The organism is Elongatibacter sediminis (assembly GCF_037892215.1).
GTDB lineage: Bacteria > Pseudomonadota > Gammaproteobacteria > Xanthomonadales > SZUA-36 > Elongatibacter > Elongatibacter sediminis.
In genome coordinates this window covers 154,798-180,147 of record NZ_JAZHOG010000011.1, presented here as the reverse complement: position 1 = coordinate 180,147, position 25,350 = coordinate 154,798, and the positions used below count along the sequence as shown (strand labels likewise).

The window sequence follows — 25,350 nt, the reverse complement described above, 5'->3', positions numbered from 1 at the left end:
GGTCAGAAGGCTACATCGTCCCTCCCATCCCGGCGCCCTTCATCTTCCCGAATCCGGGCGCTGTACACCATACGAGGTTACAGGGACGTACTCGTACCGTCCCCCGGGAGACCCCTGTCACGGCGCCTTCCGGACCCGAGGGCACCCCCGTCACGGCGCCTTCCAGACCCGAGGGCACCCCCTGTCACAGCGCGTTTCGAACCCGAGGGCATGTCCTGTTACAGTGCTTTGCGAACCTGAAGCCGTCTCGAGTAAGTGTCAGTCCTGATGTATCAGAGGAACGTACTGGCACGCCTCAGGTTCCGGACGGCGGAGAGGGGTGCCGGACTTCAGGTATCGCGGCGGCGGGCGCCGTGCCGTCCGGCGCCTTCGCTGAAGGCTCGGGCGCCTTCCCGGCTTTCGCCGGATTCCAGCACCTCGCGTCCCCGGGCGAACTCGCGACGCATGGCTTCCGCCTCGTCGAAGCCCCACTGCTCGAGCACGCCGAGTCGGTCGCTGCGCAGGCACTGTTGGGGGAGCTCGGCCAGGTCTGCGGCCAGCAATTGCGCCTCGATGAGCGCGCGTCCTGGAGGGACGATGCGGTTGGCCAGACCCATCATGCGTGCTTCTTCGCCGGACACGCCGCGGCCGGTGAGCACCAGGTCGAGGGCGTGGCTCTGTCCGATCAGGCGCGGCAGCCTGACGGTGCCGCCGTCGATCAGGGGCACGCCCCAGCGGCGGCAGTAAACGCCGAACACCGCATCGGAAGCGGCCACCCGCAGGTCGCACCACAGCGCCAGTTCGAGGCCGCCGGCGACCGCATGACCCTCGATGGCCGCGATCACGGGTTTGGAGAGCTTCATCCGGGTCGGTCCCATTGGGCCATGGCCGCGATCATCGATGCGGTTCGGTGCGCCCTCGGCGATGGCCTTGAGATCGGCACCGGAACAGAAACTGCCGCCAGTACCGGCCAGTACCGCGACTTGGCTGTTCTCGTCTGTTTCGAAGGCCTGGAACGCAGTGACCAGGGCGGCGGCGCAGTCGGCATCCACCGCGTTGCGAACTTCCGGGCGGTTGATGAGGATCGTCATGACCGGCCCGTCGCGCTCGATACGTACGACCATCACGTCACACCCGCGACAGACTGAAGGCTTCGGATTGTTCGAGGGCCAGCAGGTAGCGCTTGCGCCCGAGGCCGCCGCCGTAGCCGACCAGTTCGCCACCGCTGCCCACCACGCGATGGCAGGGCAGCACGAGGGCGATACGGTTATCCCCGGTGGCACGCCCCACGGCGCGCCCGGCATCGTCGTGTCCCACCTGGTGAGCGATGTCGCTGTAGGATCTCGTCTGGCCGTAGGGAATGGTCTGCAGCGCGTGCCAGACCTGCTCCTGAAACGCGGTGCCGCTGATGCGCACCGGTGCCGTAAAGCTGCGCAGACCGTCCTCGAAATAGGCATCGATTTCCTGTTGGATGCGCGGAATCAGAGGGTGCGCTCCCGGAAGGCATACGCGGCCCAGTTCATGCCGAAGTTGTTTCAGGCGCGTGTCCGTCAGTCCGCGATCGGCGAACTCGAGCAGGAACAGGCCAGCGTCGGCGGCGCCCGCCAGCATGGACCCCAGCGGGGTTCGCAGCCGGCCCAGCCAGATACAGGATTCGCGGTCGACGGCGCTGGGTGGGTGACCGAATGCCAGTGCGAATGCTTCGCGAAAATCGCTTTCGGACTCGTATCCGAGTTCGGCGATCACCGGTTCCGCGGCGGCGCCTTGCTGGATGCGGCGCAGGAGTTCGCCCATGCGCCACAATCGACAATAGGCATGGAACGTGACCCCGTGGTTTTCCACGAACCAGCGCCGGACGGTGCCTGAGTCCAGGCCGAGTCGTTCCAGGTCCGGGTCATGCCAGCGGCGGGCCGGATCGGCTTCGATTTCGCAGAGCAGGGGTTGGTACCAGTCCGGGTCCGGTTCACGGTTGTGCAGCGGCCGGCAGGAGCGGCATGGCCGGAATCCGGCGGTCAGCGCTTCGGACGCGTGTTCGAACACCCGGCCCACGGGCGGGTTCGCGCAATCACAGGGGGGCCGGCAGAAGACGCCGGTTGTCGATGATGCCACGTAGCCTCCCGGATCTCCGGGGGGTTCCGGGACGCCGCCGCGCGGCGTGTCGTGAGCGGTCGGCACCATCTTTCAAGGGTAGGTCAATCGCAGGCGGGCCGCCAGCGGCCGGATCGGACCCATCGAAAAGTTGCGCCGCCCTCGGTCCGCGCGACCATCGGCTCAGACGTTGCGCAGGTACCACTCGTAATCCCGATTGGAGATTTCGGCGTGAAATCGCTCTTCCTCCTCGCGACGGCATGCCAAAAACAGTGCGCAATAATCCTTCCCGAAATAATTCGGCAGCAGACTGCCGGCTTCGAAGACGTCAAGGGCGTGTGGCCAGCGCACCGGCAGGGTCACTTGTTCTTCGATCTCTTCGCGTTCGCGAACCACGGGACCCGGATTCAGGCGGTTGGCGATGCCGTGATGCACGGCGGCCAGCAACGCGGCCACGACGAGATACGGGTTGGCGTCGGCGCAGGCGATGCGGTGCTCGATGCGGGTATTGCGCGGTGTGGACAGAGGTACCCGCAGTGAAACACCGCGGTGGTTGATGCCCCAATTGGCCGTTCCCGGGGCGAAGGCGCCGCGGGTGTAGCGCCGGTAGGAATTGGCGTTGGGTGCGAACACAGCCATGCTTTCGGCCGCCATGGCCTGCAGCCCGCCCACGGCATGCCGCAGCGTCCCGGATACCGGGCCGTCATCGCTGTGACCGGAAAACACGTTTTCGCTCCGCTCGTCGAGCAGGCTCATGTGCACGTGGAGACCGGAGCCGGGGATGTCCTGGAAGGGCTTGGCCATGAAGGTCGCGGCCAGGCCGTTGGCCCTGGCCGCCGCCTTGACCGCCCGCTTGAGCAACAGGGCATGCTCGCACGCGCGCAAGGGATCATCGACGTGGGTGAGGTTGATTTCGAACTGGCCGGGCGCGAATTCGGACAGCGCCGCCCCGGCGGGAATGTTCTGGGTACGGCACCAGTTATCCAGGTCGCCGAGAAAACCGTCCACTTCGACCAGGTCGTCGATCGTTGCGTACTGCAAACCGTCCTGGGGGAGGTCGGAGCCCGGAATGCGGGGCATTCGGGGTCGAAACGTTTCGCCGTCGTGCTCGATCAGGTAGAACTCCAGTTCCGTCGCGATTACCGGGCGCAGGCCCAGGCCACTGAGCGGTTCGAGGGCCCGGCGCAATACGTGCCGAGGGTCGTGGCGAAAAGGCTCGCCGTCGAGTTCGCTGAGTTCCAGAAGCGCCTGGGCGGTCGGCCATTCGGCCCAGGGCACCGGAGCCAGGGTGCCCGGCACGATGCGGGCCTTGACGTCCGGGTCGCCGTCGCGGCCACCGATGGCGATGGTGTCGAAGGTCGCGCCCTTGCTGTCGAGCACCGCCGAAGCGGCGCAATGATTGACCCCGTTTCGGCCGATTTTCACCAGATCGGCGACGGGTGCGCGTTTCCCTCGCAACATGCCGTTCATGTCGCAGACCAGCAACTCGACGTGGCGGGTATCGGGATACGCCTCGAGAAATGACTCCGCCGCGCCGGCGGGTTCCATGGGTGTCATCGAACACTCCGTTTTCGTTAATTGCCGATCGCCGATCCACTCGCCATGCCGGGCAGAGTTTTGGGGTCAGAGTAAAGGGACAGAGTAAACCCCGTCCTGATCGGCTGTGGATCCGACGATACAACGGCCTCAGTGCGGCAGGAGTACGTCTGGTGATGTCGTTTACTCTGTCCCTTTACTCTGACCCCACGTTTAGTTTGACTCCGTGTTTGTTGAGCTTCAGAAATCCGCGGGTGGGGTTTGGCGTTTGCGTGGGGGATCCCAGAACACCCGGTCGACCACTTTGCATGGGGCCAGTACCTTGCTCCATTTGAGTTCGCGCTTGTAGTAGATCTCCACCTGCAGTTCCTCGCCGGGCTCGCCGTGCGGCATCTCCAGGGTGGCCAGAGCGATGCTGGCCTTGGCCGACGGTGACCACATGGCTGAGGTCACGGTGCCGGCTATGGTCTGTTTGCGGTCATAAACATAGGAGTCCCGCGCGACTTTGTTGCCCGAAATGTCGAGCTTGACCAGGCGGTAGCGTGAGCCCTCCTCCTTTTCCTGAAGCAGGGCGCGGCGGCCGTTGAACACCGGTTTTTTGAAGTCGACCAGCCAGCCCAGGCCCAGTTCGAACGGAGAACGGGTGTGGGTGGGCCGGACGGCCTGCTGGGCCGGCAGGAAATCCACCCCGGCGAGGATGAATCCGGCCTCGATGCGGAGCATGTCCAGCGCCTGGCTGCCCAGCGGACGAATCCCGTGCTGTGCGCCGGCATCGAACAGCCGGTCCCACAGTTTCTCGGCATGCTCCGGAGCGATCCACAACTCGTATCCGAGGTCGCCGGTGTAGCCGGTGCGCGACACCGTCAGTTCGGTGCCTTCGAAGGGGAAGTGCGCAAGGCCGAAGGGGGTCAGGTTCTCCACGCCCGTCAGGCCCATTCTCTTCAAAAGCGCACAGCTGGTGGGGCCTTGTACCGCCAGGGCTGCAACCTCGTGGGTCTCGTCGACAACGGTCACGTCGAAGCCGAGTGCGCTGGTCAGGAACCAGTCGAGCTGGTGCTCCTGGGAGCAGACCCGGTAGTCGCCATCGGCCAGATGGAAGATCGTGCCGTCGTCAATCACCTGTCCCCGGTCGGTACACCACACGCTGTAGCCGACCCGTCCCGGTTTGATCTTTGTCACGTCACGGGTGACCAGCCGATTCAGGTAGGGCAGGGCGTCGGGCCCGGTGATCCGGTGCTTGATCATCGGGGTCAGGTCGAACACGCCGCAGGTGTTGCGGGCCGCGAAGTACTCCAGCGAATCCGAGTAATAGGCGGGCACCGACAGGTAGTCGGCCCAGCGTGACCATTCCTGCAGCCTGTTCAGTTCCTTCTGGCGCGAATGGAAAGGGCTGGGGTAGACGTTGTGCCGGAAATGGTCGCGGGCTTTGAAGTTGTGCAGGCTCATGGTGTCATACCCCGAGTCAGGATTTGCCGAGAATCACGTGCGCCGCGTTGCGGCCCGCGCTGCCCATTACCCCGCCGCCCGGGTGGGAGCCGGCCCCGCAAAGAAACAGGCCATCCACCGGAGCCCGGTATTGTGCGGCCCCGGGCACCGGGCGCAGCATCAGGAACTGGTCCAGCGACAGTTCGCCGTGGTGCCAGTGCCCGCCGGCCATGCGAAACTCGCTTTCGAGGTCCGCCGGGGTCAGCAGTTCGGCCACCACGGCTTTCGAGCGGATGTCGGGCGCGTATCGTTCGAGCACGCTCATGACGGTCTCGGTAAACGCCGCCTTGCCTTCGGGCCAGCCCTGTTTCAGCTCGGCCGGCGCGTACTGGACCACCGCTGACAGCACATGCTGCCCCTGCGGTGCCAGTGAGGAGTCGTGCAGGCTGGGAAGCGTGATCTCCATTACCGGTTCAGCCGAAAACTCACCGTACTTGGCGTGATTGAACGCGTGTTCGACGTAGTTGAGATCGGGTGCGATGACCAGGCGCTCGCCCAGCAGTCCGGTATCCAGTCCGCTGAATTCCGGCAGTTCACTGAGCGCCAGGTGCAGTTTGGCCGCGTTGCCGCGGGCGCGCAGATGCTGAATGCGGTGGGCGAAGCCGGCTTCCAGATTGGCGGCGCCGAGGAGGCCCAGGAAGGTGGTCTTGGGGTCCGCGCTGGAGGCCACGGTGTCGGCTTCGATCACCTCGCCGGATTCCAGTTCCACGCCACACACCCGATCGAAGTCCATGACGATGCGCCGCACGGCGGTGCCGGTGCGGATTTCAGCGCCGGCGTCGATGGCGGCCCTGGCCAGGGCGTCACTCAAGGCGCCCATGCCGCCTTTGACCAGCGACACCTCGCCTCCGGTTTCTCCGGCATTCCCGCTCATGCGATGCAGGGCGGTAAACACGCTGTTGTTCGAACGCGGACCGAGGTGGGTGCCGAGTACGGCATCCAGGGCCAGTGCCCCCTTCAGCCGGTCGCTGGAGAAGTTCTCCTGCAGTACATCGAAAATGTTGATGCCGGCGATGCGCAGGAACTCGCGCATGTCGTCCCGGCCCAGCAGGCGAACATCGAGCGCCAGCCTGCCCAGGCCGATCAGGTCCGATCGTTCGCCGGAAGCGATGCGCGGCGGAACCCGGTCGTGCAGGCGCCCGATGATCCGTGCGAAGCGTTTCATGAAACGGCGGTACTCCCGGAGCGCCTGCCGATCCTCGTCGGTGACATCTTCGCCGTCGATCCGGTCGCCGGCGATGAGCAGGTGATTGCCGTCGGCGGCCAGCGCGACTGTCTTGAGGTTCTGCCGTGCCAGGCTCAGGCCTTTCGCATCCAGGCCCAGTTCGCGGCGGATGTCCGAATTCATCAGGTAGAGCAGGTGGGCGCAGGCCGAGACCCGGAAATCCGGCGCGAACTCGCGTGTGGTGGCGGCACCGCCGACCCGGTTCGCGGCTTCCAGAACCGTGACGTGCCGGCCGGCTTTCGCGAGGTAGGCTGCGCAGGTCAGTCCGTTATGGCCCGCCCCGATGATGATCACGTTCGTTCCATCAGTCATCGAGCCAGCCCTCCGGAACGGTGTTCGGCCTCTTCAGGTCGGACAGAATCTCGCGCGCAGCATTGGCGCCCGGTGCGGCCATCACGCCTCCGCCGGGGTGGTTCGACGAGCCGCACATATAAAGACCCTTCACCGGCCCGCGGTACTGCGCATAGCCAGGAATCGGCCGGTTGAACAACAACTGGTCCATGGTCAGTTCGCCCTGGAAGATGTTGCCTTCGGTCAGTCCAACCTCGTTTTCAAGTTCGCGCGGGGTGCGAATTTCGGCGTGCAGGATCAGGTCCTTGAAACCGGGCGCATATTTCTCGATCTGGTTGATGACCGTCTGGCCGAACGCGTCGCGCTGGGCGTCGGTCCACTCCTCGCCGTGCACTTTGGGCGGCACGTACTGGACGAAGACCGACATGAAGTGTTTGCCGGGCGGCGCCATGGTGGGATCGGTCAGGGACGGAATCAGCATGTCGATGTAGGGGTCCTGCGACCAGGTGCCGTTCTTCCAGTCGTCGTAGGCGCGTTCCAGTCGCTCGATCGAATCGATCAGGTGCATGTCAGCGACCATCATGTCCGGATTGTCCTTCAGTGCCGTGAACTGCGGCAGACCGTCGAGCGCGATATTGAGCTTGCCGCTGGAACCGCGGATCTTGAAGTTGCGGACCTTCTTCAGGAAATCCGGTTCCAGGTCCTTCTCGTCCATGCACTCGAGGAAGGTGCGGGGAAACGTCATGTTGGAGACCACCACGTCGGCATGGTGCTCGTCGCCATTCTCCAGCGCCACGCCTGAGGTCTTGCCATTCTTGACGATGATGCGGTCGACCCCCGAGCCGCACAGGGTGGTGCCGCCATGATCCTCGAAGCAGGCGTTCATGGCTTTGGCGATCGCGCCCATGCCGCCGCGGGCGAAACCCCAGGCGCCGATGTTGCCGTCGACTTCGCCCATGGCGTGGTGCAGCAGCACATAGGCGGTGCCGGGCGACATCACACCCAGCGCGCTGCCGATGATGCCGCTGCCTGCATAGGCGGCTTTGATCAGTGGATGCTCGAAGTACTCATCGAGGTAATCCGAGATACTCATCGTGTAGAAGCGCATCAGGTCGTAAATGACGTCCTCGCCGAGTTTCGCGAACTCCTTGCCGAGATAAATCATTTCCCGGATGTCGGACGGCCTGAACGAAGTCGGGTCTGGCGCGGTGCGCAACAGAAACTGCCGGATGAAGCGGCACTGGCGCATGATGTCGCGGTGGTAACGCACCACCGCGTCGGCATCCCGCTCGCTGTGCCGCGCGATTTCACGGCGGCTGACGTCTTCATCGACGTAGCTGCCCAGGATGTCGCCGTTCTGCGACATCGTGACGCTGCCGCCGTAGGGCACGACCTGCAGGCCGTATTTCGCCAGCTCCAGGCTGCGGTAGACCTCGGGACGCAGCAGGCTGCACACGTAGGAGCAGTTCGAGTAGATCCAGCCCTCGTGCAGTTCGCGGCTGACGGATGCGCCGCCGATCCAGGGGTTTTTTTCCACCAGCAGCACGTCGAGTCCCGCCTTGGCGAGGTAGGCTGCGTTGGTGATGCCGTTGTGCCCGGCACCGATCACGATTGCGTCGTGTTTCTTCAATCACTTGCCTCCATCTGCGTGCCTCAAGGCGCCCGTTCGTCAGGGGCGCGGCCCCGGGCGCTTTCCTCCGCCTGGTCCAGCGGGCAGGCCGTGCCTGTGAATCTGCGGCCATTCAGGCTTCGGGCCGCGTCGTGCGGCAGGCCACAGGGTGACACAGCGCGGACCGAAAAGTCCAGAAAAATGAATGATTGTTCATTCATTGCAAAATTGGAAACCGCAGCCTATAGTGACCGGGGTCCGCAGGACCGATGTATTGGGCAGTATCCCGGGAGTCACGTGCCGAACATGAATCAGATCACCCATCGCGTTAGCGCAGGCACGAGGTCGTGAGCCGGGCCGCCGTTCGAAACCCGGGTGGCCAGCGCACCGCATCCAAGGAAACGCGCCGATTGCAGTTGATACAGGCGACCATCCGGTCAATTGCAAAGAACGGGCTGTCCGATACCACGGTGGCGACGGTCGCGGCCGAGGCCAAGCTGAGCCAGGGTATCGTCAACCTGCATTTCCAGTCCAAGGAACGCTTGCTGGTCGAGACGCTGCGCTTCGTCGCGGACGAATATCGGGACGCATGGGAAAAAGCATTGGAAGAAGCCGGTCCCAGTCCGGCCGAGCAGTTGGAAGCGCTGATAAACGTCGACTTTGAGCCGACGGTTTTCGCTCCCAACAAAGTGGCGGTGTGGTTTGCCTTCTGGAGTGAGACGAAATCCCGTCCAACGTACCGGAAACTGTGCGCGGAACGTGATCGGCGCTATGACCGCAAATTGAATGAGATCGTGACCGCTCTGATCCGGGATGGACACTACGACCACCTCGACCCGGATTGCGTCACCGAAGGTCTGTCGGCCGTCGGTGCCGGCCTGTGGCTGGACCTGTTGGTGAGTCCGCGCGCGATCAGTCGTGACAAGGCCCGCCAGATTGGCCGAACGCTGCTGGTCCAGATGTTTCCAGACCACTTCAAACCCTGACCCGGTGGCAGCGCGCATGAGGAATTTGACGTCAAGGCGGCGGGATGAATGCACCGGTGAGGTCGGGTATCAGGCAGGTAGCAGGTAATGAACGACACCGAAATCGAACAACTGATCGCCCGCCAGAAGACAGGTTTCGCTCTGGAAAATGCATTTTACGAAGACGACGAAATCTACCGCCGCGATATCGAGCGCATCTACCTGCGTTCCTGGCTGTATGCCGGGCACCAGAGCGAAATTCCCGGCAAGGGCGATTACTTCGTGTACGAACTGGCTGGGGAGTCGGTCATCATCGTCCGCGGCAACGATGATCAGATCCACGCCCACATGAACGTCTGCCGGCACCGGGGATCGCACGTGTGCTGGAACCAAAAAGGCAACTCACGGCGCTTCACCTGCCCGTATCACGGGTGGACTTATGAACTGGACGGTCAATTGGTGGCTGCGGCGCATATGCGCGAGGGTTTCGACAAGTCGCGCTACGGACTCAAACCCGTTTATTTGCGGGTGTGCGAAGGCCTGATTTTCATTAACTTCGCCGATGAACCCGGAAACTTCGAAGCTGTCGAGCGCGACCTGGGCCCGTTTCTGAAGCCCTACCAACTGGATCGGGCGAGGGTGGCGCACAAGCAGTCCTATCCGATGAATGCCAATTGGAAGCTGGCGGTGGAAAACTACAAGGAGTGCTACCACTGCGCGCCGGCGCATCCCGAATACTCGCGCGCACACAGCCTGGCGCTGCCGGATGAGCGCTGGCAAGAAGAGCGCGAGCGGTTGCTGGAGCGCATGCCGACCTGCGGTCTGAACAACGCCGAGATGGATCACTCCTACACCACCGGCGATGAATTCGGCAGCGATCGGGCCTACGAGCACTACCCGTTGTTGCGCGGGCACGTGACCGGCAGCGAGGATGGCAAGCCGGTGGCACCCTTGATGGGCGATATCACCGACTGGGACGGTGGCGCTCACGATTTCAAGATCGGTCCCGTGCTGTACGCGCTGGCGTACTGCGATCACGTCGTGCTCTACAACTTCAAGCCGCTGTCTCGAAGCAGGTGCGATTGCGAGATCATCTGGCTGGTTAACGGCGACGCGGTGGAAGGCAAGGACTACGAGCTCGATCGCCTGACCTGGCTGTGGGATGTGACGACGAAAGCCGACAAGGCCATCATCGAACACAACCAGGCCGGGGTCAGCTCGCGCACTTTCGAGCCGGGGCCGTTCTCGACCTTCGAGGAATCCACCCAGCGCTGGGTGGAGTGGTACCTCCGGGCGATTGCGTAGCGACCCTGCCAAAACGATCTTGTGAAATCTGCCCAAGCCGGGGACGGCTGGCTTGGTGGGATCACAAATTCCCCGGGGTCGTAGTGAACCGAGCTGCGGACGTTCTCCCGCGTCAGAACGTCTTCGGCTGGGTAGCCTGGCGGTCCTCCGCCGGATCGTGGGTGACCTGATGGTTTACGGCTTGTTCGGCGTAGCAGTCTGCGAGGGTGTCGATACCGGCACGGTTGAAGGCTTCGATCCAGGCTCGAACCGTTTGTTTCGGTGTCATCGGACGATCCTTGCAAGGGGAGTGCTTCGACCCGTTTGATGAACCGGAAACCGCTGTCCAGATCAGGTTTTTTCGTGATCCCCGGTGTTCGCCGATGTGGATTGTGGTTCGAGGGTGAAGAAGAATGCCGCGCCCTCGCCGAGCCGGCCTTCGGCACGCAAACGGCCGCCGTGACGTTCGACCACGCGGGCGACAATCGACAGTCCGAGCCCCAGCCCGCCGGGCTGGTCGTCGAGATCACGGTTCGACGTCTTTGCGGGTTCCAGTCGCTCGAAAGCGCGGAACATCCGACTCGCGAATTTCTGGTCGAAACCGCTGCCGTTGTCGGCGATGCAATACTCCGTCACGCCGTCCACCTCGCTGGCCGAGACCCGGACCACCGGTTCCTCCGTCGAGCGCGTGTGCTTGAGCGCGTTGCCGAGCAGGTTGGTCAGCAGCGTGGATACCAGGGTGCGGTCGGCATGGGCGTCAGGCAGGTCGCCGATGATCAGCCGGGCGGGGTTTTCAGCGCCAGTGGCGGTCAGGCCCGCGTACACTTCGCCGGTCAGAGCCGCCATGTCCAGGCGCTCGCGAATGAAGGTCGCGTGGTTGACTTCGGCCAGACTGAGCATGCGATCCAGGATGTTCGCCATCTGCTGCACTGCGGGCTCGAAGCGTTGCAGAATACCCGCGGCGCCTTCGGGCAGGTCGGCCCCGTGGCGGGCCTGGAAAAGTTCCACGTTCATGGCAATCGTGCTGAGCGGGTTGCGCATGTCGTGCGCCACCGAGTCGGTCACGGTTTGCAGGTCCGTGGTGCGGTCAGCCAGATCGCGGGTTCGTTCGTCGATTTGGTGTTCGAGGTCGCGATTGAGGTTGGCCAGCCGGCGTTCCGCGCGCTCGGCCGCGCGGGCCCGGGTGTGTGCGCGCCAGTTCTCGAAGGTCAGAATGCCCATTAAAACCGCGATGATGAGACCCAGCCACAGAATCAGGTCCATCGAGCTTGAGCTGAACGAGCGAACCAGTTCGGCCGTGGGCCGGTGCTCGACGCGCCAGAGCGAGTCCAGCGAGGAGCGAATGTACCCTTCCTGCGTCCATTCGACGGGCAGCCGCTCGGCGGCTTTTCCGCGTTGGTACAGCGTCACGTCGTCCCAGTCCACGCGTACGGAGTAACCGGGTGATTCGCTGTCCAGTAGCCTTTGCAGCAGAGGCCCGGCGTCGATTGTCGCCACGAGCAGGCCCGCGCCGCGCCGTTGCGGGCCGGAAGTCAGGTAGATTTCAAAGAACGGCCGGCCTGAATCATCGAGGTACGGCCCCTCGATGGTGCTTTCCTCGAGTTCGCGGCCGTGGGAGATCAGCGCGGAAAGAGGGCGCCATTCCTCGGGGCTTGGGCGATAGTCGATGGCCGCATCGCGGTGCCGGGCCAGGCGGGCGCCGTGGCCCGGGTCGTCCCATATGACCCATTTGGTGCCCGGGATGGTTTCAAACAGATTCTGCGCTTCCCCGTTCCATTCGGTGCGCAGGATTTCCCCTCGGGTGGACCAGATCATGCGGGCCGCGTCCAGCGCGGCCAGCACGTCTTCGAAATTGCGCACGAGCTGGCTGCGGGCCGCATAGGATTCCAGCTCGACCACCCGGGCCACCTGCTGATGTTCGTGATCGCGCAGCGATTGCCACGAAACCAGGCTGGCCAGCGCGACGATGGCGGTTACGAGGACGGAGAGAAGCAGGCGCATCATCATGATCACCGTGGATTGTCCCCGATCGGAGGTCCCGAGGCGAGCTTTCCGCGGGCTGCGGGTCGGGGTAACACCGCGTGCTTGACAGGCTTGTGGCGGGCGGGGAGCATGTACCGTCCCAGGATTCCGGCGTACAGACCGAGATGGCGCATGTTCTGATTGTCGATGATGAATCCGCCTTTGCCGACGGCCTGGCGGAGTACCTTGAAGTGAAAGGCCACAGCGCGTCGGCCGTCGGCACTCTCGCCGATGCCCGGGATGCGGTTTCCGGCCGCGTTCCCGACGTGGTGATGCTCGACCTCATGCTGCCGGACGGCAGTGGCCTCGAATTGCTTGATTCGCTGGCGGACGAACAGCCGAAGCGGATCGTCATCATGACCGGGCACTCGGGTGTGAAATCGCTGATTGGCGGTATGGCGGGGCAGGGAGTGACCTACCTGAAAAAGCCGATCGAGCCGCGCGATGTGTCGGGCATTCTGGCCACGCTGGGTGACGATTCGCCGCCCGCCGAAGCGGATTCCAACGGGGCCGGTACCGGGCATTTCGGCCTGCTGCTCGGGGAAAGCGAGGCCATGCAGTCGATTTACGACCAGATTCGCCGGGTCGGAACCACCGACAGCACGGTCCTGGTCCAGGGCGAAAGCGGTACGGGCAAGGAGTTGGTCGCCGAAGCGATTCACCGGGTCAGCGGTCAGACGGGCCCCTTCGTGCCGGTGAACTGCGGCGGCTTGTCCCGCGATCTCGTGTCCAGCCAGCTTTTCGGGCATGAGAAAGGCGCGTTCACCGGTGCCGACCAGCGTCACGCGGGCTTTTTCGAACGCGCCAAGGACGGGACCCTGTTTCTCGATGAAATTACCGAGATGCCGCTCGAAACCCAGACGCACCTGCTTCGCGTGCTGGAAACCCGCAAGGTGTTGCGGCTGGGTTCGGAGCGCGAAATTCCCGTGAACGCCCGCCTCATCGCGGCCACCAACCGAAACCCGGCCGAAGCCGTGGGGGATGGCGAACTGCGTGAAGACCTGTATTTTCGCCTGCGCGTCTTTCCCATCGAGCTGCCGCCGCTGCGTGAGCGAAAAGGGGATGTTCGGCTGCTCGCACACCATTTTCTTACCGAACTCAACGAGCAGAACGGCACGGCCAAACAGTTTTCGGACACGGCCCTGGATCGGTTGGAAAAACACCTGTGGCCCGGAAATGTGCGAGAGCTGAAACACACCGTTCACCGCGCTTACATCCTGGCGGAATCCGACGTCGTGGAAACCCCGGACCGCTTCGACGAAGACCTCCCCGGGGGCATCGAGGGGATCAGTGTCGGCCGTTCCATCGCCGATGTGGAAAAAGACCTGATCCTGTCCACGGTGGAGCACTTCAAGGGCGATAAGAAAGCCGCGGCCGCGGTGCTCGGGGTCAGCCTCAAGACCCTGTACAACCGGATGAAGAGCTACGAGGAAGCCGGCTGAGGTTTTGGGTCCGGATTCCACAGGGCGTGGGTGTTCAGGAGCGCGGCGCGGGGCAGGTCCGCGCATAACCATCCGGAACGCTTTTGAATCTGTTCACATCAGTCTCCCGGTGCCCCGTGAGGGCATCTCATCGACCCGACGAGGCCGGTCGCTTCGGCAGGGAAGATGCAATGTGTGTGCCATGAGCCGGCCGGGTCACGATACGGTGGTGCGGAGCGGTTCTGGCGGCGAATGTCCGGGTTTCGGTGAATCGCAGTGCGGTAAATTCTTACCAGGCCGCGCAAAATTTACATCGTCGCCCTGTGTTCAGGGTCGATGGATTCGCTCGCAAACGCCCTGTGGCAGGTTGTTACCGGGTTTCGTGCCCGCTTGGCACGCAAGATGCATCCCTGTTCGTGTCATTCACCCATGAAGGAGCGCATCATGTATTCAAGAATCTTCATCACCCTGTTGTCGGGCATCCTCGTGTTCGCAACGTTGACTCCACCCGCATCGGCCGCCGTGGTATCCACCCAGGACGTGTTGAGTGTTGAGAACCGTGAGGCCCGTATCGCCTCGATCCAGTCGTCCCTGGCGCGGGAAGACGTGCGTGCCGCGTTGATTCGGCACGGTGTTCAGCCCGGGCACGCGCAGGCGCGGGTTGCCTCGCTCACCGATGAGGAACTGGCTGAACTCGAGGGCCAGATCGAATCCCTGCCAGCCGGTGGCGGTGCCCTGGCGCTGGTTGGCGCGGTCTTCGTCGTGCTGCTGATTCTCGAGCTGACGGGTGTGGTCAACATCTTCCACAGTCCGTAATCCGGGTCTGGGCGCAGGGCCCTTTACACACGGACTTGAACCAGGCCGGATACCGGGAGCGACGGTTCCCGGTATCCGGTATCCGGTATCCGGGTTCGGGCAGGCGCGTACTTCGCTCGACACCCCGGGCGGATTGTGGGAGCCTTCAGGGGAAACCTGATCCAGGTGCCGTTCCTGTGGAGGCCTCATGCTGGTATTCATCACCGCGGTGTCCGTGGTGCTCATCGTGTCTTTCCTCTGTTCGATTTTCGAGTCCGTCCTGCTTTCGATCAATCATGCGCAGGTCGAGGCGCTGAGCAAACGGCATGCCGTCGCCGGCCGGATGATGGCGGGTTTCAAGCGCCACATCGATGTCCCCATCGCCGCCATTCTCATTCTCAACACGGCCGCGCACACGATCGGCGCCGCCGTGGCGGGAGCGAGTTACATCGCAGTTTTCGACGATCAGTCCCTGTGGCTGTTTACCCTGGTGTTCACTCTCGCCGTGCTGCTGTTCACGGAAATCGTGCCCAAGACCCTGGGTGTGTCGCAGGCGCCGCGCCTGGCGACCCCGGTGGCCTGGGGCATCCGGTTCCTCACCCTGGTGCTGAAGCCGCTGGTTCTGGTCAGCGAATGGATCTCCAGCGGCCTGCGCGGCGGCCGCGCGGTGCCGGTGACTTCGGTGGAGGAAATCCGCCTGCTGGCGGCGCTGGGCCGCAACGAGGGCATTGTCGGCGTGCGCACGGCGGACATGATCGAAGGCGCCACCCTGCTGCGTAAACTGCGCGCGGTGGACGTGATGATTCCGCGCCGGGATGTGGCTTTTCTCAGTGCCGGCGACAGCCGGGAAGAGGTCATGGCCAAGCTGCGCACCACCCGGTTCAGCCGTTTTCCGTTCTCGGTCACGCGTGAACTGGACGATGTCACGGGCGTGGTCCTGGCGCGGGAATTGCTGTTCTGGATGCACGAACACCCGGAAAGCGAAATCGATTGGGATGCCGTGCGCGACGACGCCCTCATCGTGCCGGAATCCACCCGGCTGGATTCGCTGCTGAAAACCATCCAGTCGGAACGTCGCCACATGGTCTTGGTCGTCGACGAATTCGGCGGTGTCGAGGGCGTGGCCACCCTCGAAGACGTCATCGAGGAAGTGGTCGGTGAAATCGAGGACGAGACCGACGAGCCGACGCGGCGCTTGTGGCAGCGCCCCGACGGTTCCCTGCACATTCGCGCCGCCACGGATCTCAGGCGGGTGTGTTCGGTGCTGGGCCTGGACTGGCAGCCCGAAGCGGAAGTCACCACCCTGGGTGGACTGGTCACCGAGAATCTGGCCCACATACCGACAGTCGGCGAGGCCATCGAATGGCGGGGCTATCGCTTGGAGGTCATCCGCGCAGATGAGCGCCGGGTGGAAATGGTGCGGGTGGTTCCGGCCGATGAAAACCCGGACTGAGTACGTGACGGTTCAGACGCTTTCGACGTAACGCCGCCGCAGGGTCTCGCGAGCGGCCCGGTCGAGGCCCACGGCGCGTTCGAGGTAGTGCTCGACGCCTTCGAACTCGGCTTCGATGGTGTCGAATGCGGCCTGCAGGTACTCCGGTCTCACGCCTGCGATCGCCAGCATCGCTTCGGCCGGCATGTCGTCGGGTACGCCGTACTTGGCGGTGAGCACCGGCAGGATGTAGCCCTCGATGTCCAGGGCTTCATTGGTCAGCAGGTAGTCTTCGAGGACCGTTGCTTGTGGCACGCCCAGAGCGTGAAGGATCAGAGCGCAGGCGAAGCCGGTCCGATCCTTGCCGGCCGAACAGTGCACCAGGAATCCTCCGTCACCCAGTTCCAGCAGGCCCTCGAACATGCGGGCGTAATCATCGGCGTGGTGCCGCGCCAGTTCACGGTTGATATTGACCATGAAGTCAATGCTCTGCTCCAGGGTCAGGGCTGTACGGCCCATCTCGCGATACAGGCGTCGCGCGCTGCCCGGCTCGATCGGTAGTTCGAGCCTGCGCGGTGCGTCCGACGGGAACGGCGTCGGAGCCGCGGCCTTTTCGTTGTCCCGGCGCAGGTCGCAGATCAGACCGATGCCGAAGCCGGCGAAGGCCTGTTGCGCGGTCTCGGACAATCGCGCAAGGGAGCCCGAACGGAACAGGCGCCCGGTCCGGACCCGGTTGCCGTCTTCGGTCAGGTAGCCGCCAAAGTCCCTCAGATTGACTGCGCCTTCGAGCGGCAGGGCACGTTCGATCATGATTCACCAGCGTCATTTCAAGGTGCGCAGCATACACCAGGAAACCCGGCTCGGGGCACTGCAGCGGCCGCGCCGGATTCGCGCCGGTGAATCAGGACCCGGATAGGTTTTCAGCCGCTCCGGCCAGGAGTTCCAGATTTCGGTGCGGTGGCTGTTCACACGGTTGTGCGCCGCAGCGGCGGGCGAGTGCGGTGGCCTCCGGGGTGAAGAACAGCGTGACCGTGCAATGCAGCGAACCGGGTGAGTCGTAACGCGCAAACACCGCCCCGGAGGGTCTGTTCTCACCCGCCTGGGCCGGTGCGGCGTACGCGGCGCGCACATCCTCCAGTCGGGGCTGGGCCATCAGGGCGTCCTCCAGATCGAGCCTGTGCCAGGTTTTCATGCCGGTATTTGACCCCAGGGCGCCGTCGGATGCCAGTGGCGAGGACTGGACTGCCGGTTCGGTCCGTGGCTTCAGGTTCGCGTTTTTCGAAGACGCGCGGTTCAGCGGTCCCGGGACGGGATACGGTACAAATAGACGGCCAGAACCATTCCGAATGCGGCGAGCAGAATTCGCAACCGGTTATCCTCGACGAAAAACACGATGGACGAAGTCAGGGTCACGGCCATCAGCACGATCGCGGTGATTTTGGTCCGGTAGCGAATGCTCCGGTATTCCTGCCATTCCTGGATGGCGGGGCCGAACAGCCGGTTGTTCAGCAGCGCGTTGTAGAACCGGCGCGAAGCGCGAGCGTAGCAGGCGGCTGCCAACAACAGGAAGGGCGTGGTGGGCAAAACCGGCAGCAAAGCGCCGGCGACGCCCAGGGTGACGAAGACCGTTCCGGCCAGTACCAGGGCGATACGCACCGATGTCGAAGGGTGTTTGCGAACATGATGCGTGAAATCCCGCTGACCGGATTTCATAAGAGGGGGGATGCAGAACAACACCGGTATTCCATGCCTGTCAGTATCACGGTGCGGGATCAGCCTGTCCAGGCGGGTGGGGCCGCTCTGGCAAATGTGACAGTTTTCCTGCCCGGCCCGGATGGTATATGCTGTGTTCAAGGGAAATTTCAAGTCGGGTGCCCAGGTGCCCGCAAACAAGGGGAATCAAGGATGAAGATTCAGTCGCTGCTACGCGAACTCGTCGATCGTGGGGGTTCGGACCTTTACGTCACCACCAACAGCCCGCCATTGGTGCGCGCCGACGGCGTCAGCCGGCCGGTCGCGGATCGCAATCTGGGGCCCGAAGACACCGAGGCTCTGGCGAATGCCATGATGAACGACGCCGAGCGGGCCGCTTTCGCCGAGCAACGCGAAATGAATCTCGGCATCGAGTACGACGGCATCGGCCGTTTCCGCATCAATATCCATCGGCAGCGCGATCACGTCGGTATCGTGGCGCGTCACGTCAAGACCGAAATCCCGACCCTGGATCAGCTCAGGCTGCCTGACGTATTCAAGGAAATCGTGATGCAGAAGCGTGGTCTGATCCTGGTGACCGGCGCCACCGGATCGGGAAAGACCACCAGCCTGGCCGCCATGCTCAATCACCGGAACCAGCATTCGCCGGGCCATATCGTCACTGTCGAGGATCCGATTGAATTCATTCATCCGAACCAGAAGTGCATCTTCACCCAGCGTGAAGTCGGAACCGATACGCTGTCGTTCAGTCATGCGCTCAAGAACGCCCTGCGCCAGGCGCCGGACGTCATCCTGATCGGCGAAATCCGTGACCGCGAGGCCATGGAAGCCGCCATCACCTTCGCCGACACCGGTCACCTGTGCCTGGGCACCTTGCATTCGAGTAATGCGTACCAGACCCTGCACCGGGTCATGAACTTCTTCCCCGGCGAGCGTCTGGAGGAGATTTACCTGCAGCTCTCCATGTGCCTGCGGGGGGTCATCTCGCAACGCCTGGTGCCGTCCACCGACGGCAAGCGTGTCGCGGCAGTCGAGATTCTGCGCGATACGCCCTGGGTCAAGGATCTGATCAAGTCGGGTCAGGTGGACAAGGTCAAGGACGGCATGCAGAAAGGCAGCGGCGGTTGTCAGACTTTCGACCAGGATCTGTTGCGGCTCTTCTCTGAAGGGTTGATCAGCAAGGAAGAAGCCCTGGCCAATTCCGATTATCCCAACAATCTGAGGCTGTGCATGCAGACCGCCGGCCTGTTGAACAAAGCGGCCCCGGAACCGGCTGCCGAGGCCGCGGCGAACTCCGCCACCGAAACTTCTGCTGATTCAGACACGGCCACGCCGCAACCCGAATCGGCCGATTCAAGTTCCGGGTCGAAATCCGAGTCGGAACAGCCCGCGCCGCAGCCAATCGAGTCTCCGCCGATTGAACAATGGGGCCTTGAAGCGCCCATCAGTGAAGATCCGGAACTCAAGGTAGCGGCCAACCAGTAACGCCAGGCAATCAACCGTGGACGGGGTGATCCGGTTCAGCCGGAATCGCCCAGTCGGCCGGCGTGGACCAAAAACACGCGCGACTCGTTGCGCGACTGGGTCCGTACGCTGGTGCGCTCCATCCGGGTGTCGAGCAGGATAAGCAGGTTGCAGCCCCATTCGCCGGCGATGGATTGAACCGTGGCGATATTCCCCGCATATGCGCTCTCACCGTGGGTGCTGCGTTTCGGAATCCACACGGGTTCGTCGGTCAGTATGCGATAAGCCCCCACCCGCTCCTCGATGGCAGCCGAGATACGCGTCTCATTGAGTTCGTAGGCGGTCATGTCCAACACCCGAACCGAGCCACGGTGAATGGCGGAACCGCATACCGGTTCAGGCCCGTGAGGCAGGATCGAGGAAACGGTCGAACAGCCCGCCGACAGGGCGAGGGTCAAGGTGAGGGTCAGGCACAGTCCAGCTTTGGGTGTCACGATTCTCTCCACGCCGGCGCCCGGTTCACGCCGGCAGATTCTGCACTCCGGTTGTGCCGAGAATAACTCATTTCAGGTCCGGTCTGCGCGGTCCGCGCGAGCGTACAAGGCCTGTCGCTGATCGTCGTCGAGAACCTCCGGCTCGGCAACCGGGAGGTCGGTTTCCGGATCGAAGAACGGGGTACGCCGGCGCGCTCCGATGATTCGCGTCCAGGCCACCTGACCCATGAGCCGCAGCATGAAGAGCGTCATCCCGGTGGACTCGGGCCGGGAATTTCCGTGGGCGCCATCGGTGTAAACGTGCATGCGCACGGGGCCGAACGCCGACTCGATGTCCGTGCCACCGGTGTCGAAACAGGTATGGATGAAGCTGATGAAGGGAAAGCGGCTGGTGTGCAGCGTGTTGCCAATCGGGGTGTGGCAGCAGCCGGCATACCAGCGCAGGATGCCTTTCTCACTCAGACGCATGCAGGCCAGCTGGTCGCTGCCCCGATCGAATTTCACAAACCTGGGTTGGGTCTGGATGATGTCCGAGCCGCCCCGCTCGTCCAGCACCGTGCCGGCAGCGTCGAGGAAGTGTGCAAACGCCTGGCAGGAGCGGCAATAACAGATGCAGCGACGAACCGGAGCATTGGTGGCCAGGGTGCCGCCAAGACGACCACAATCACACTGGATTCGGTAACTCATCGAGTAGTCTCCGCTGGTTTGAACCATGATACCGCGCGCTTCGATTCCGTACCTGGCGTGTGTCGTATACTTTGCCGACCTGTCGATCGAAGGAAGAACAATGTCTCGACTCAGTCTGCTGGTTTGCCTCTCGTTGCTGTTCGTTTTCCCGGTCCTCGCGGAAGAACCTGAAGGGAATGAAACCCGGCCGGTACCCGAACCCGAAACATGGACGTCCGAGCACGAACTACGCATTGACGGCAAGACCATTCGCTACCAGGCGACGGCCGGTACCCTGGTGATGCGCGATGATGAGGACGAACCCGTGGCCCTGTTCGGGTACACGGCCTACGTCGCGCAGGGCGAGAATCCGCGAACGCGGCCGATCGTGTTCGCGTACAACGGTGGTCCCGGGTCGGCGTCGATCTGGTTGCATATGGGCGTGCTCGGGCCACAGCGGGCGGTGGCCACGGATGCCGGTTTCAGTCCCAACGGTCCGTATCGCCGGGTGGACAACGATTACAGTATCCTCGACGTGGCCGATCTGGTGATGCTGGATCCCGTGGGTACCGGTTTCGGGCGCCTGGTGGGCGAGGGCAAGGGTGAGGATTTCTGGGGCGTGGATCCGGACATCCGGTCGGTGTCCGATTTCATCGTCCGCTACGTCACCGAACAGGGCCGCTGGGCGTCGCCCAAATACCTGCTCGGCGAAAGCTACGGCGGCATGCGCAGTGGCGGAGTCGCTTACCGCTTGCTCAACCGGTACAACATGGCGCTGAACGGGGTTGTTCTGGTGTCGCCGTTCATGACCATGACCACCGGGTTCGCGGGCCTGGGAATCGACCTGCCGCACGTGTTGTATCTGCCCACGTTCGCGGCCACGGCCTGGTACCACGAAGCGCTGGCCGATCGGCCGGACGACTTCGCCGCCTTCATGGCTGAAGTGGAGCGCTTCGCCTACGACGAATACGCACCCGCGCTGCTGCTCGGTCAACGGCTGGGAGGCGAACAGCGAGGTGCCGTCATCGAGAAGCTCGCACGCTACACCGGGCTCAGCGAGGACTACTGGGATCGTGCCGACCTGCGCATCGACGAGGCCCGGTTCACCAAGGAACTGCTGCGCGACCGCGCCGAGACCGTCGGCCGCGTGGATTCGCGCTTTCGCGGTGACATGATCAACCGCCTGGGTGAGGCAGCGGTCTACGATCCCATGACCACCGCCATCGGTCCACCCTTCCTGGCGGCCTTCATGGACTACTACCATGACGATCTGGGGGTGGACAGCGACCGCGAGTATGTGGTGTCGGGTTCACTGTGGCAGCAATGGGACTGGAAGCACGCACAGCCGGATCTGCAGGGCTTCGAACTGCCGTTCCCCAATACCCTGGTCGATTTATCGCTGGCGATGAAGAAGAACCCCGGCATGCAGTTGCTGGTGCAGCAGGGTTACTATGATCTGGCGACGCCGCACCTGGCCACCAAATACTACGTCGATCACCTCGACATAACGCCGGATCTGCGTGAAAACGTTCGGCTGGAGTTGTACGATGCAGGACACATGATGTATATCCACGAACCTTCGCTGGTGAAGTTCAAGTCCGACCTCGCCGGCTTCATCCGGGCCTCCGCGCCCTGATGCCGGCCTGAGCACGGGAAGCCGGCGGCGATGCTTTCTCGTATCTGGCGACGGGTCGTGGCAGGTATTTGCGTGCCAATGTTCGTCCTGATGGCCGCAATCCAGCTGAATGATCCGGATCCCGTTTACTGGGTCGCGGTTTATGCGGCGGTCGCCATCGTGTCGCTGGCTGCTGCCACCGGCCGGTCGATGCCACGATTCGGTCTGATCGCGCTTGGCGTGGTGTTGGCCGGCATGCTGATTGCGGCGCCCGGCTTTGTGGAATATCTGCGGCACGACTACTGGACCGAGATTGGCGGTGCCATGCGCGCTGATGCGCCCTGGATCGAAAGCGCCCGGGAATTCATCGGTCTGGTTATGGCGGCCGCGGCCCTGCTGTTCCTGCGCAAGCGCGGCGCCTGAAGCCCGCACTAACTTTCCAACAGCCTGGCCAGGGGTCGCGTCCGTTCCGCGTGGGACAGGATGACTTTCGCCGTTGACACCAGGGGCACCGCGATCAGGGCGCCGGCGATGCCCCACATCCAGCCCCAGGCGATTACCGCCAGAAACACCACCAGCGGATTGAGCGACAGGCTGCGGCCAAGCAGCAACGGGGTGATCAAGGCGAACTCGGTGGCGTTCAGCAGCAGAAAGAGTCCCGGTACGGTCAATGCGTCCCCCAGGTCGCCGAACGTGGAAATGCCGACGACGGTCAGGATGACGGTGCTGACGATGGCGCCGACATAAGGCGCGAAATTCAGTACGGCGACCATCGTGCCCCACAGCGGGGGGTTGGGCACGTCGATCTGCCACAGCGCCAGCGCGACCGCCACGCCCAGCCCGATATTGATCAGCGTGACGGTGCGCAGGTGCCGCGAGACTTCAGCCTGAATTTCCCGGGTGACCCTGATGATCCGGCGCTTTGCCTTCCAGCTGCGTCCGAAGGCCAGAATACGGCGTGACTGGGCGTCGCCCCCCGCCATCAGAAAGAAGGCCGTCAGAAACATGATGGCCAGTGACGTGGCGAATTCGGGCATGTTCTGCATGACGCGGTCGAGGGCTGTCGGGTCATTGATCTTGACACTGGGCGGCTTGGGTTTCCCCGAGTCGATTTCGGTGATTTCGGTGACCTCTTCACTCAGCTCCTTGATGCCCTCCAGAGGCTGTTTGACCTGTTCGAACTCGCGCGCCAGCTGGCGCACGTTGGTCGGTGCCTGTTTGAGCCATTCGCTGGCGGGATCGACCAGCGCCGCCCCGGCGCCGAACAGCGCCGACAACAGGAGGCCGATAATCAGAACGGCCGAAATGGTGGAATGTATTCCGTGCCGCCGCGCCCAGCTGATGAGCGGGCTGAACAGCAGATGCAGCATCAGAGCCACAGCCACGGGCAGCAACAGTGATCTGGCGAAATACAGCGTGTAGAGCACGCCCAGTACCGCCAGGACGGTCACTGCCGTGGATTGAACTGTGTAGAACCTTTTTCTTTTCGGGTGGAGGTGTTGCCCGGATTGCGTGCTCACCGTGGTATCTCCCTCGTTTCGCGCCCGGGGGCAGGTCAGTGCCCGCCGGCGGGCCTGTCGTTTTCCTGCAAGGCCTGCGAGGCGCGTTCCGCGAGGCGGCGCCAGCGGTTCATGATCCACAGTGATGCCAGGACTTCCGCCAGCGGTCCGCTGCGTTCCTCGGAATCCTGCCGGTTGCGGCGGCGCAGCCAGATCGCCGCGGTTACCGACACCCACAGGGCCGTCTCGTAACGAAACAGAACATCACGTCCCCAGGCACCCAGCCTTGCCCGCCGCCGGGCCTCCATGCACCGGCTCCGTTCCGCACGCGTATGCAGGGCTTCGACCCGGTCTCGTGCTTCGTTCCAGTAGGTGATCATGAATCGTCTCCGAATAACTCCCGCGTGGCGCGGAATTCCATGTGCCGGGCAAGACGGTTGGCCGTAAGCCACAGTCCCAGCGCGATCAGTACGTGGGCAATGCACAGCAGGCCGATAGCGGCCAGCAATTCGAAGCCCGCGAGTGCCAGCGCCTGTACGCCGAACAACACCAGCAGGGCCCAGGCGAACAGTACGGCCCCGGCGGCCAGCACGACACAGAAAATCATCAGTATGAAGGTGGCCACGGCCAGCCGGGTCTCGGCCAAAATCAGTTTCGCGCTATTGCCGAACCGCTCGCCCACCGCGGTGAACCAGTCGGTGAGCGAGGGCGCGGATTCCGTATCGGCAACCCGCGGCAGGTCGCCGCCGGTCGCCGAAACGGGGTGTTTTGGGGTCGCCTGGGCCATGCCGGGATCAGCGCTTCATCAGCAGTGTCGTCACGACGCCCGCCGCAAAAGCGATTCCGGCTGCGGCGACGGGTTTTTCCCGGACGAAACCGTCGATGCTGCTCAGGGTGTCGTCCAGTTGCCTGCGCGCCTCTTCGCGCTGTTCACCGGCCTTCTCGGCAGCCCGGCTGGCTTCCTCGCGAACCCGTTGCTCTACACCCTCGGCGCGGTCGGCCGCCTTGTCCACGGCCTCGTGCGCGGTGGCGCGCATGTGTTCGGTCGTCGGCGCTGCGCTGCCGTTCCCGGTGCTTCGGGTTTCGGTTTTCGGGTTCTCATTACTCATGGATCCTCCTGGTTGCAATGGTGTTGAATGATTGTGGGTTGGGTTCTGGTCATGGCCGTGGCCGGTGCGCCCGGCGAATGCGCGGGCGCCCGGCTCCCTGGCTCAGGCCCCGTTCAGCCGCCGGTCTCGAATCGACTGGGCCAGTTCAGCCGCGTTGTACACGCGGCTGGGTGCCTGCGGCTCGCCGTCGCCCATGGTGAATTCCACGTGTGCGGTGTGGTAGTCGTCTTCCCGGGTGGCCATGACACGAACTCCCGCGTAGCCCGAGTCCACCGTGGTGGTACAGCCGAGCAGGCCGCAGCTGCGTGACACCCGTCTTGCGGGGACAGGTTCCGTGGCCGTCGTCAGTCGTTCGCGCTCGGCCGTCTGCGTATTGCTGCTCAGGACTTCGAACCAGTCGTAGCCGTTTTGCAAGGTGACCTCGGCGGCACGCAGCAGAGCGTAGTCGCGGACTGCGCTTGCGCTGGTCGACCGGTTGCCACGGAAGGACACGCGGTATTGCTGCGTTGTCAGGCGGGTCTCGTCGTAGCCAATTGCGCCTTCGGTGTCCGCCGGCCGATAGACCGACGGGCCGGTGCAGGCGGCCAGAAAAACGCATGCCAAAGTCACTGTTGCGGTTCGAAATGTGATCATGTCAACCTCCCTGGACAGGTTCTCC

General features: G+C 63.5%; 26 protein-coding genes. 8 read left to right on the top strand and 18 right to left on the bottom strand.

The annotated features are described in order from the left end of the window. Positions 1–329: 329 nt before the first annotated feature. From V3330_RS16195 to V3330_RS16170, 6 genes are all read right to left on the bottom strand, one after another. Positions 330–1,103: a crotonase/enoyl-CoA hydratase family protein gene (locus tag V3330_RS16195; RefSeq protein WP_354696492.1), complete on the bottom strand. Its 774-nt coding sequence runs from the start codon at positions 1,101–1,103 to the stop codon at positions 330–332. Between the two features lie 4 nt (positions 1,104–1,107). Next, the gene (locus tag V3330_RS16190) at positions 1,108–2,088 is read right to left on the bottom strand and encodes a bifunctional transcriptional activator/DNA repair enzyme AdaA (protein WP_354696487.1); all 981 of its coding nucleotides are present in this window, start codon (positions 2,086–2,088) and stop codon (positions 1,108–1,110) included. Between the two features lie 162 nt (positions 2,089–2,250). Next, complete coding sequence (locus tag V3330_RS16185) at positions 2,251–3,624, bottom strand: glutamine synthetase family protein (RefSeq protein ID WP_354696486.1); 1,374 nt, start codon at positions 3,622–3,624, stop codon at positions 2,251–2,253. A gap of 219 nt (positions 3,625–3,843) precedes the next feature. Then, positions 3,844–5,049 carry an aminomethyl transferase family protein gene (locus V3330_RS16180; protein ID WP_354696485.1) on the bottom strand — a complete coding sequence of 402 codons (1,206 nt, stop codon included), beginning with the start codon at positions 5,047–5,049 and terminating at the stop codon, positions 3,844–3,846. A gap of 16 nt (positions 5,050–5,065) precedes the next feature. After that, positions 5,066–6,625: a phytoene desaturase family protein gene (locus V3330_RS16175; protein WP_354696484.1), complete on the bottom strand. Its 1,560-nt coding sequence runs from the start codon at positions 6,623–6,625 to the stop codon at positions 5,066–5,068. Continuing rightward, a complete protein-coding gene (locus tag V3330_RS16170; RefSeq protein WP_354696483.1) occupies positions 6,618–8,234 on the bottom strand; it encodes a phytoene desaturase family protein in 1,617 nt (538 codons plus the stop codon). The genes V3330_RS16175 and V3330_RS16170 overlap by 8 nt, the downstream gene beginning before the upstream one ends. A gap of 326 nt (positions 8,235–8,560) precedes the next feature. Between V3330_RS16170 and V3330_RS16165 the strand changes: the two genes are divergently transcribed. Together V3330_RS16165 and V3330_RS16160 are read left to right on the top strand one after the other, a co-directional pair. Then, positions 8,561–9,199 (top strand): TetR family transcriptional regulator C-terminal domain-containing protein, encoded by a 639-nt coding sequence (locus V3330_RS16165; RefSeq protein ID WP_354696482.1) that lies wholly within the window; start codon positions 8,561–8,563, stop codon positions 9,197–9,199. Between the two features lie 87 nt (positions 9,200–9,286). Beyond that, complete coding sequence (locus V3330_RS16160) at positions 9,287–10,483, top strand: aromatic ring-hydroxylating oxygenase subunit alpha (protein WP_354696481.1); 1,197 nt, start codon at positions 9,287–9,289, stop codon at positions 10,481–10,483. A 112-nt stretch (positions 10,484–10,595) separates the two neighbouring features. Here the strand turns inward: V3330_RS16160 and V3330_RS16155 are convergent, their stop codons facing one another. Beyond that, positions 10,596–10,751, bottom strand: coding sequence for a Cif family virulence factor (locus V3330_RS16155; protein WP_354696480.1), 156 nt, complete (start codon positions 10,749–10,751; stop codon positions 10,596–10,598). A gap of 62 nt (positions 10,752–10,813) precedes the next feature. Next, positions 10,814–12,466 carry a sensor histidine kinase gene (locus V3330_RS16150; RefSeq protein ID WP_354696479.1) on the bottom strand — a complete coding sequence of 551 codons (1,653 nt, stop codon included), beginning with the start codon at positions 12,464–12,466 and terminating at the stop codon, positions 10,814–10,816. Positions 12,467–12,543: 77 nt separating this feature from the next. Here V3330_RS16150 and V3330_RS16145 point away from each other — a divergent pair, with 77 nt between their 5' ends. The 3 genes from V3330_RS16145 to V3330_RS16135 all read left to right on the top strand — a co-directional run bounded on the left by V3330_RS16145 (position 12,544) and on the right by V3330_RS16135 (position 16,153). Continuing rightward, positions 12,544–13,926 (top strand): sigma-54-dependent transcriptional regulator, encoded by a 1,383-nt coding sequence (locus tag V3330_RS16145; protein WP_354696478.1) that lies wholly within the window; start codon positions 12,544–12,546, stop codon positions 13,924–13,926. Positions 13,927–14,349: 423 nt separating this feature from the next. Beyond that, positions 14,350–14,721, top strand: a complete 372-nt coding sequence (locus tag V3330_RS16140; RefSeq protein WP_354696477.1) for a PA2779 family protein — start codon at positions 14,350–14,352, stop codon at positions 14,719–14,721. Positions 14,722–14,908: 187 nt separating this feature from the next. Further along, a complete protein-coding gene (locus tag V3330_RS16135; RefSeq protein ID WP_354696476.1) occupies positions 14,909–16,153 on the top strand; it encodes a hemolysin family protein in 1,245 nt (414 codons plus the stop codon). A gap of 12 nt (positions 16,154–16,165) precedes the next feature. Here V3330_RS16135 and V3330_RS16130 read toward each other — a convergent pair whose 3' ends face one another. The 3 genes from V3330_RS16130 to V3330_RS16120 all read right to left on the bottom strand — a co-directional run bounded on the left by V3330_RS16130 (position 16,166) and on the right by V3330_RS16120 (position 17,845). Beyond that, entirely contained in the window at positions 16,166–16,942 is a 777-nt protein-coding gene (locus tag V3330_RS16130) for a tyrosine-protein phosphatase (RefSeq protein ID WP_354696475.1), read from the bottom strand. Positions 16,943–17,033: 91 nt separating this feature from the next. Next, positions 17,034–17,324, bottom strand: a complete 291-nt coding sequence (locus V3330_RS16125; protein ID WP_354696474.1) for a hypothetical protein — start codon at positions 17,322–17,324, stop codon at positions 17,034–17,036. A gap of 101 nt (positions 17,325–17,425) precedes the next feature. Continuing rightward, positions 17,426–17,845, bottom strand: coding sequence for a YbaN family protein (locus V3330_RS16120; RefSeq protein ID WP_354696473.1), 420 nt, complete (start codon positions 17,843–17,845; stop codon positions 17,426–17,428). A gap of 192 nt (positions 17,846–18,037) precedes the next feature. Between V3330_RS16120 and V3330_RS16115 the strand changes: the two genes are divergently transcribed. After that, positions 18,038–19,330: a PilT/PilU family type 4a pilus ATPase gene (locus V3330_RS16115; protein ID WP_354696472.1), complete on the top strand. Its 1,293-nt coding sequence runs from the start codon at positions 18,038–18,040 to the stop codon at positions 19,328–19,330. Positions 19,331–19,365: 35 nt separating this feature from the next. On the opposite strand, the gene V3330_RS16110 is transcribed toward V3330_RS16115, so the two are convergent. Together V3330_RS16110 and V3330_RS16105 are read right to left on the bottom strand one after the other, a co-directional pair. After that, positions 19,366–19,803 carry a hypothetical protein gene (locus V3330_RS16110; protein WP_354696471.1) on the bottom strand — a complete coding sequence of 146 codons (438 nt, stop codon included), beginning with the start codon at positions 19,801–19,803 and terminating at the stop codon, positions 19,366–19,368. Between the two features lie 72 nt (positions 19,804–19,875). Next, on the bottom strand, positions 19,876–20,490 hold the full coding sequence (locus V3330_RS16105) for a DUF6151 family protein (protein ID WP_354696470.1): 615 nt from the start codon (positions 20,488–20,490) through the stop codon (positions 19,876–19,878). Positions 20,491–20,590: 100 nt separating this feature from the next. Between V3330_RS16105 and V3330_RS16100 the strand changes: the two genes are divergently transcribed. Together V3330_RS16100 and V3330_RS16095 are read left to right on the top strand one after the other, a co-directional pair. Next, positions 20,591–22,105 (top strand): S10 family peptidase, encoded by a 1,515-nt coding sequence (locus V3330_RS16100; protein ID WP_354696469.1) that lies wholly within the window; start codon positions 20,591–20,593, stop codon positions 22,103–22,105. A gap of 78 nt (positions 22,106–22,183) precedes the next feature. After that, positions 22,184–22,507, top strand: coding sequence for a transmembrane 220 family protein (locus tag V3330_RS16095; protein ID WP_354696491.1), 324 nt, complete (start codon positions 22,184–22,186; stop codon positions 22,505–22,507). An 8-nt stretch (positions 22,508–22,515) separates the two neighbouring features. Here the strand turns inward: V3330_RS16095 and V3330_RS16090 are convergent, their stop codons facing one another. The 5 genes from V3330_RS16090 to V3330_RS16070 form a co-directional block, all read right to left on the bottom strand. Next, positions 22,516–23,604, bottom strand: coding sequence for an AI-2E family transporter (locus V3330_RS16090; RefSeq protein WP_354696468.1), 1,089 nt, complete (start codon positions 23,602–23,604; stop codon positions 22,516–22,518). A gap of 35 nt (positions 23,605–23,639) precedes the next feature. Further along, positions 23,640–23,963, bottom strand: a complete 324-nt coding sequence (locus V3330_RS16085; protein ID WP_354696467.1) for a hypothetical protein — start codon at positions 23,961–23,963, stop codon at positions 23,640–23,642. Then, positions 23,960–24,370: a hypothetical protein gene (locus tag V3330_RS16080; RefSeq protein ID WP_354696466.1), complete on the bottom strand. Its 411-nt coding sequence runs from the start codon at positions 24,368–24,370 to the stop codon at positions 23,960–23,962. Before V3330_RS16080 ends, V3330_RS16085 begins: the two co-directional genes overlap by 4 nt. A 7-nt stretch (positions 24,371–24,377) precedes the next feature. Further along, a complete protein-coding gene (locus tag V3330_RS16075) occupies positions 24,378–24,692 on the bottom strand; it encodes a hypothetical protein (RefSeq protein ID WP_354696465.1) in 315 nt (104 codons plus the stop codon). 102 nt (positions 24,693–24,794) lie between these two features. Further along, positions 24,795–25,325 (bottom strand): CC0125/CC1285 family lipoprotein, encoded by a 531-nt coding sequence (locus V3330_RS16070; RefSeq protein WP_354696464.1) that lies wholly within the window; start codon positions 25,323–25,325, stop codon positions 24,795–24,797. Between the last annotated feature and the right edge of the window lie 25 nt (positions 25,326–25,350).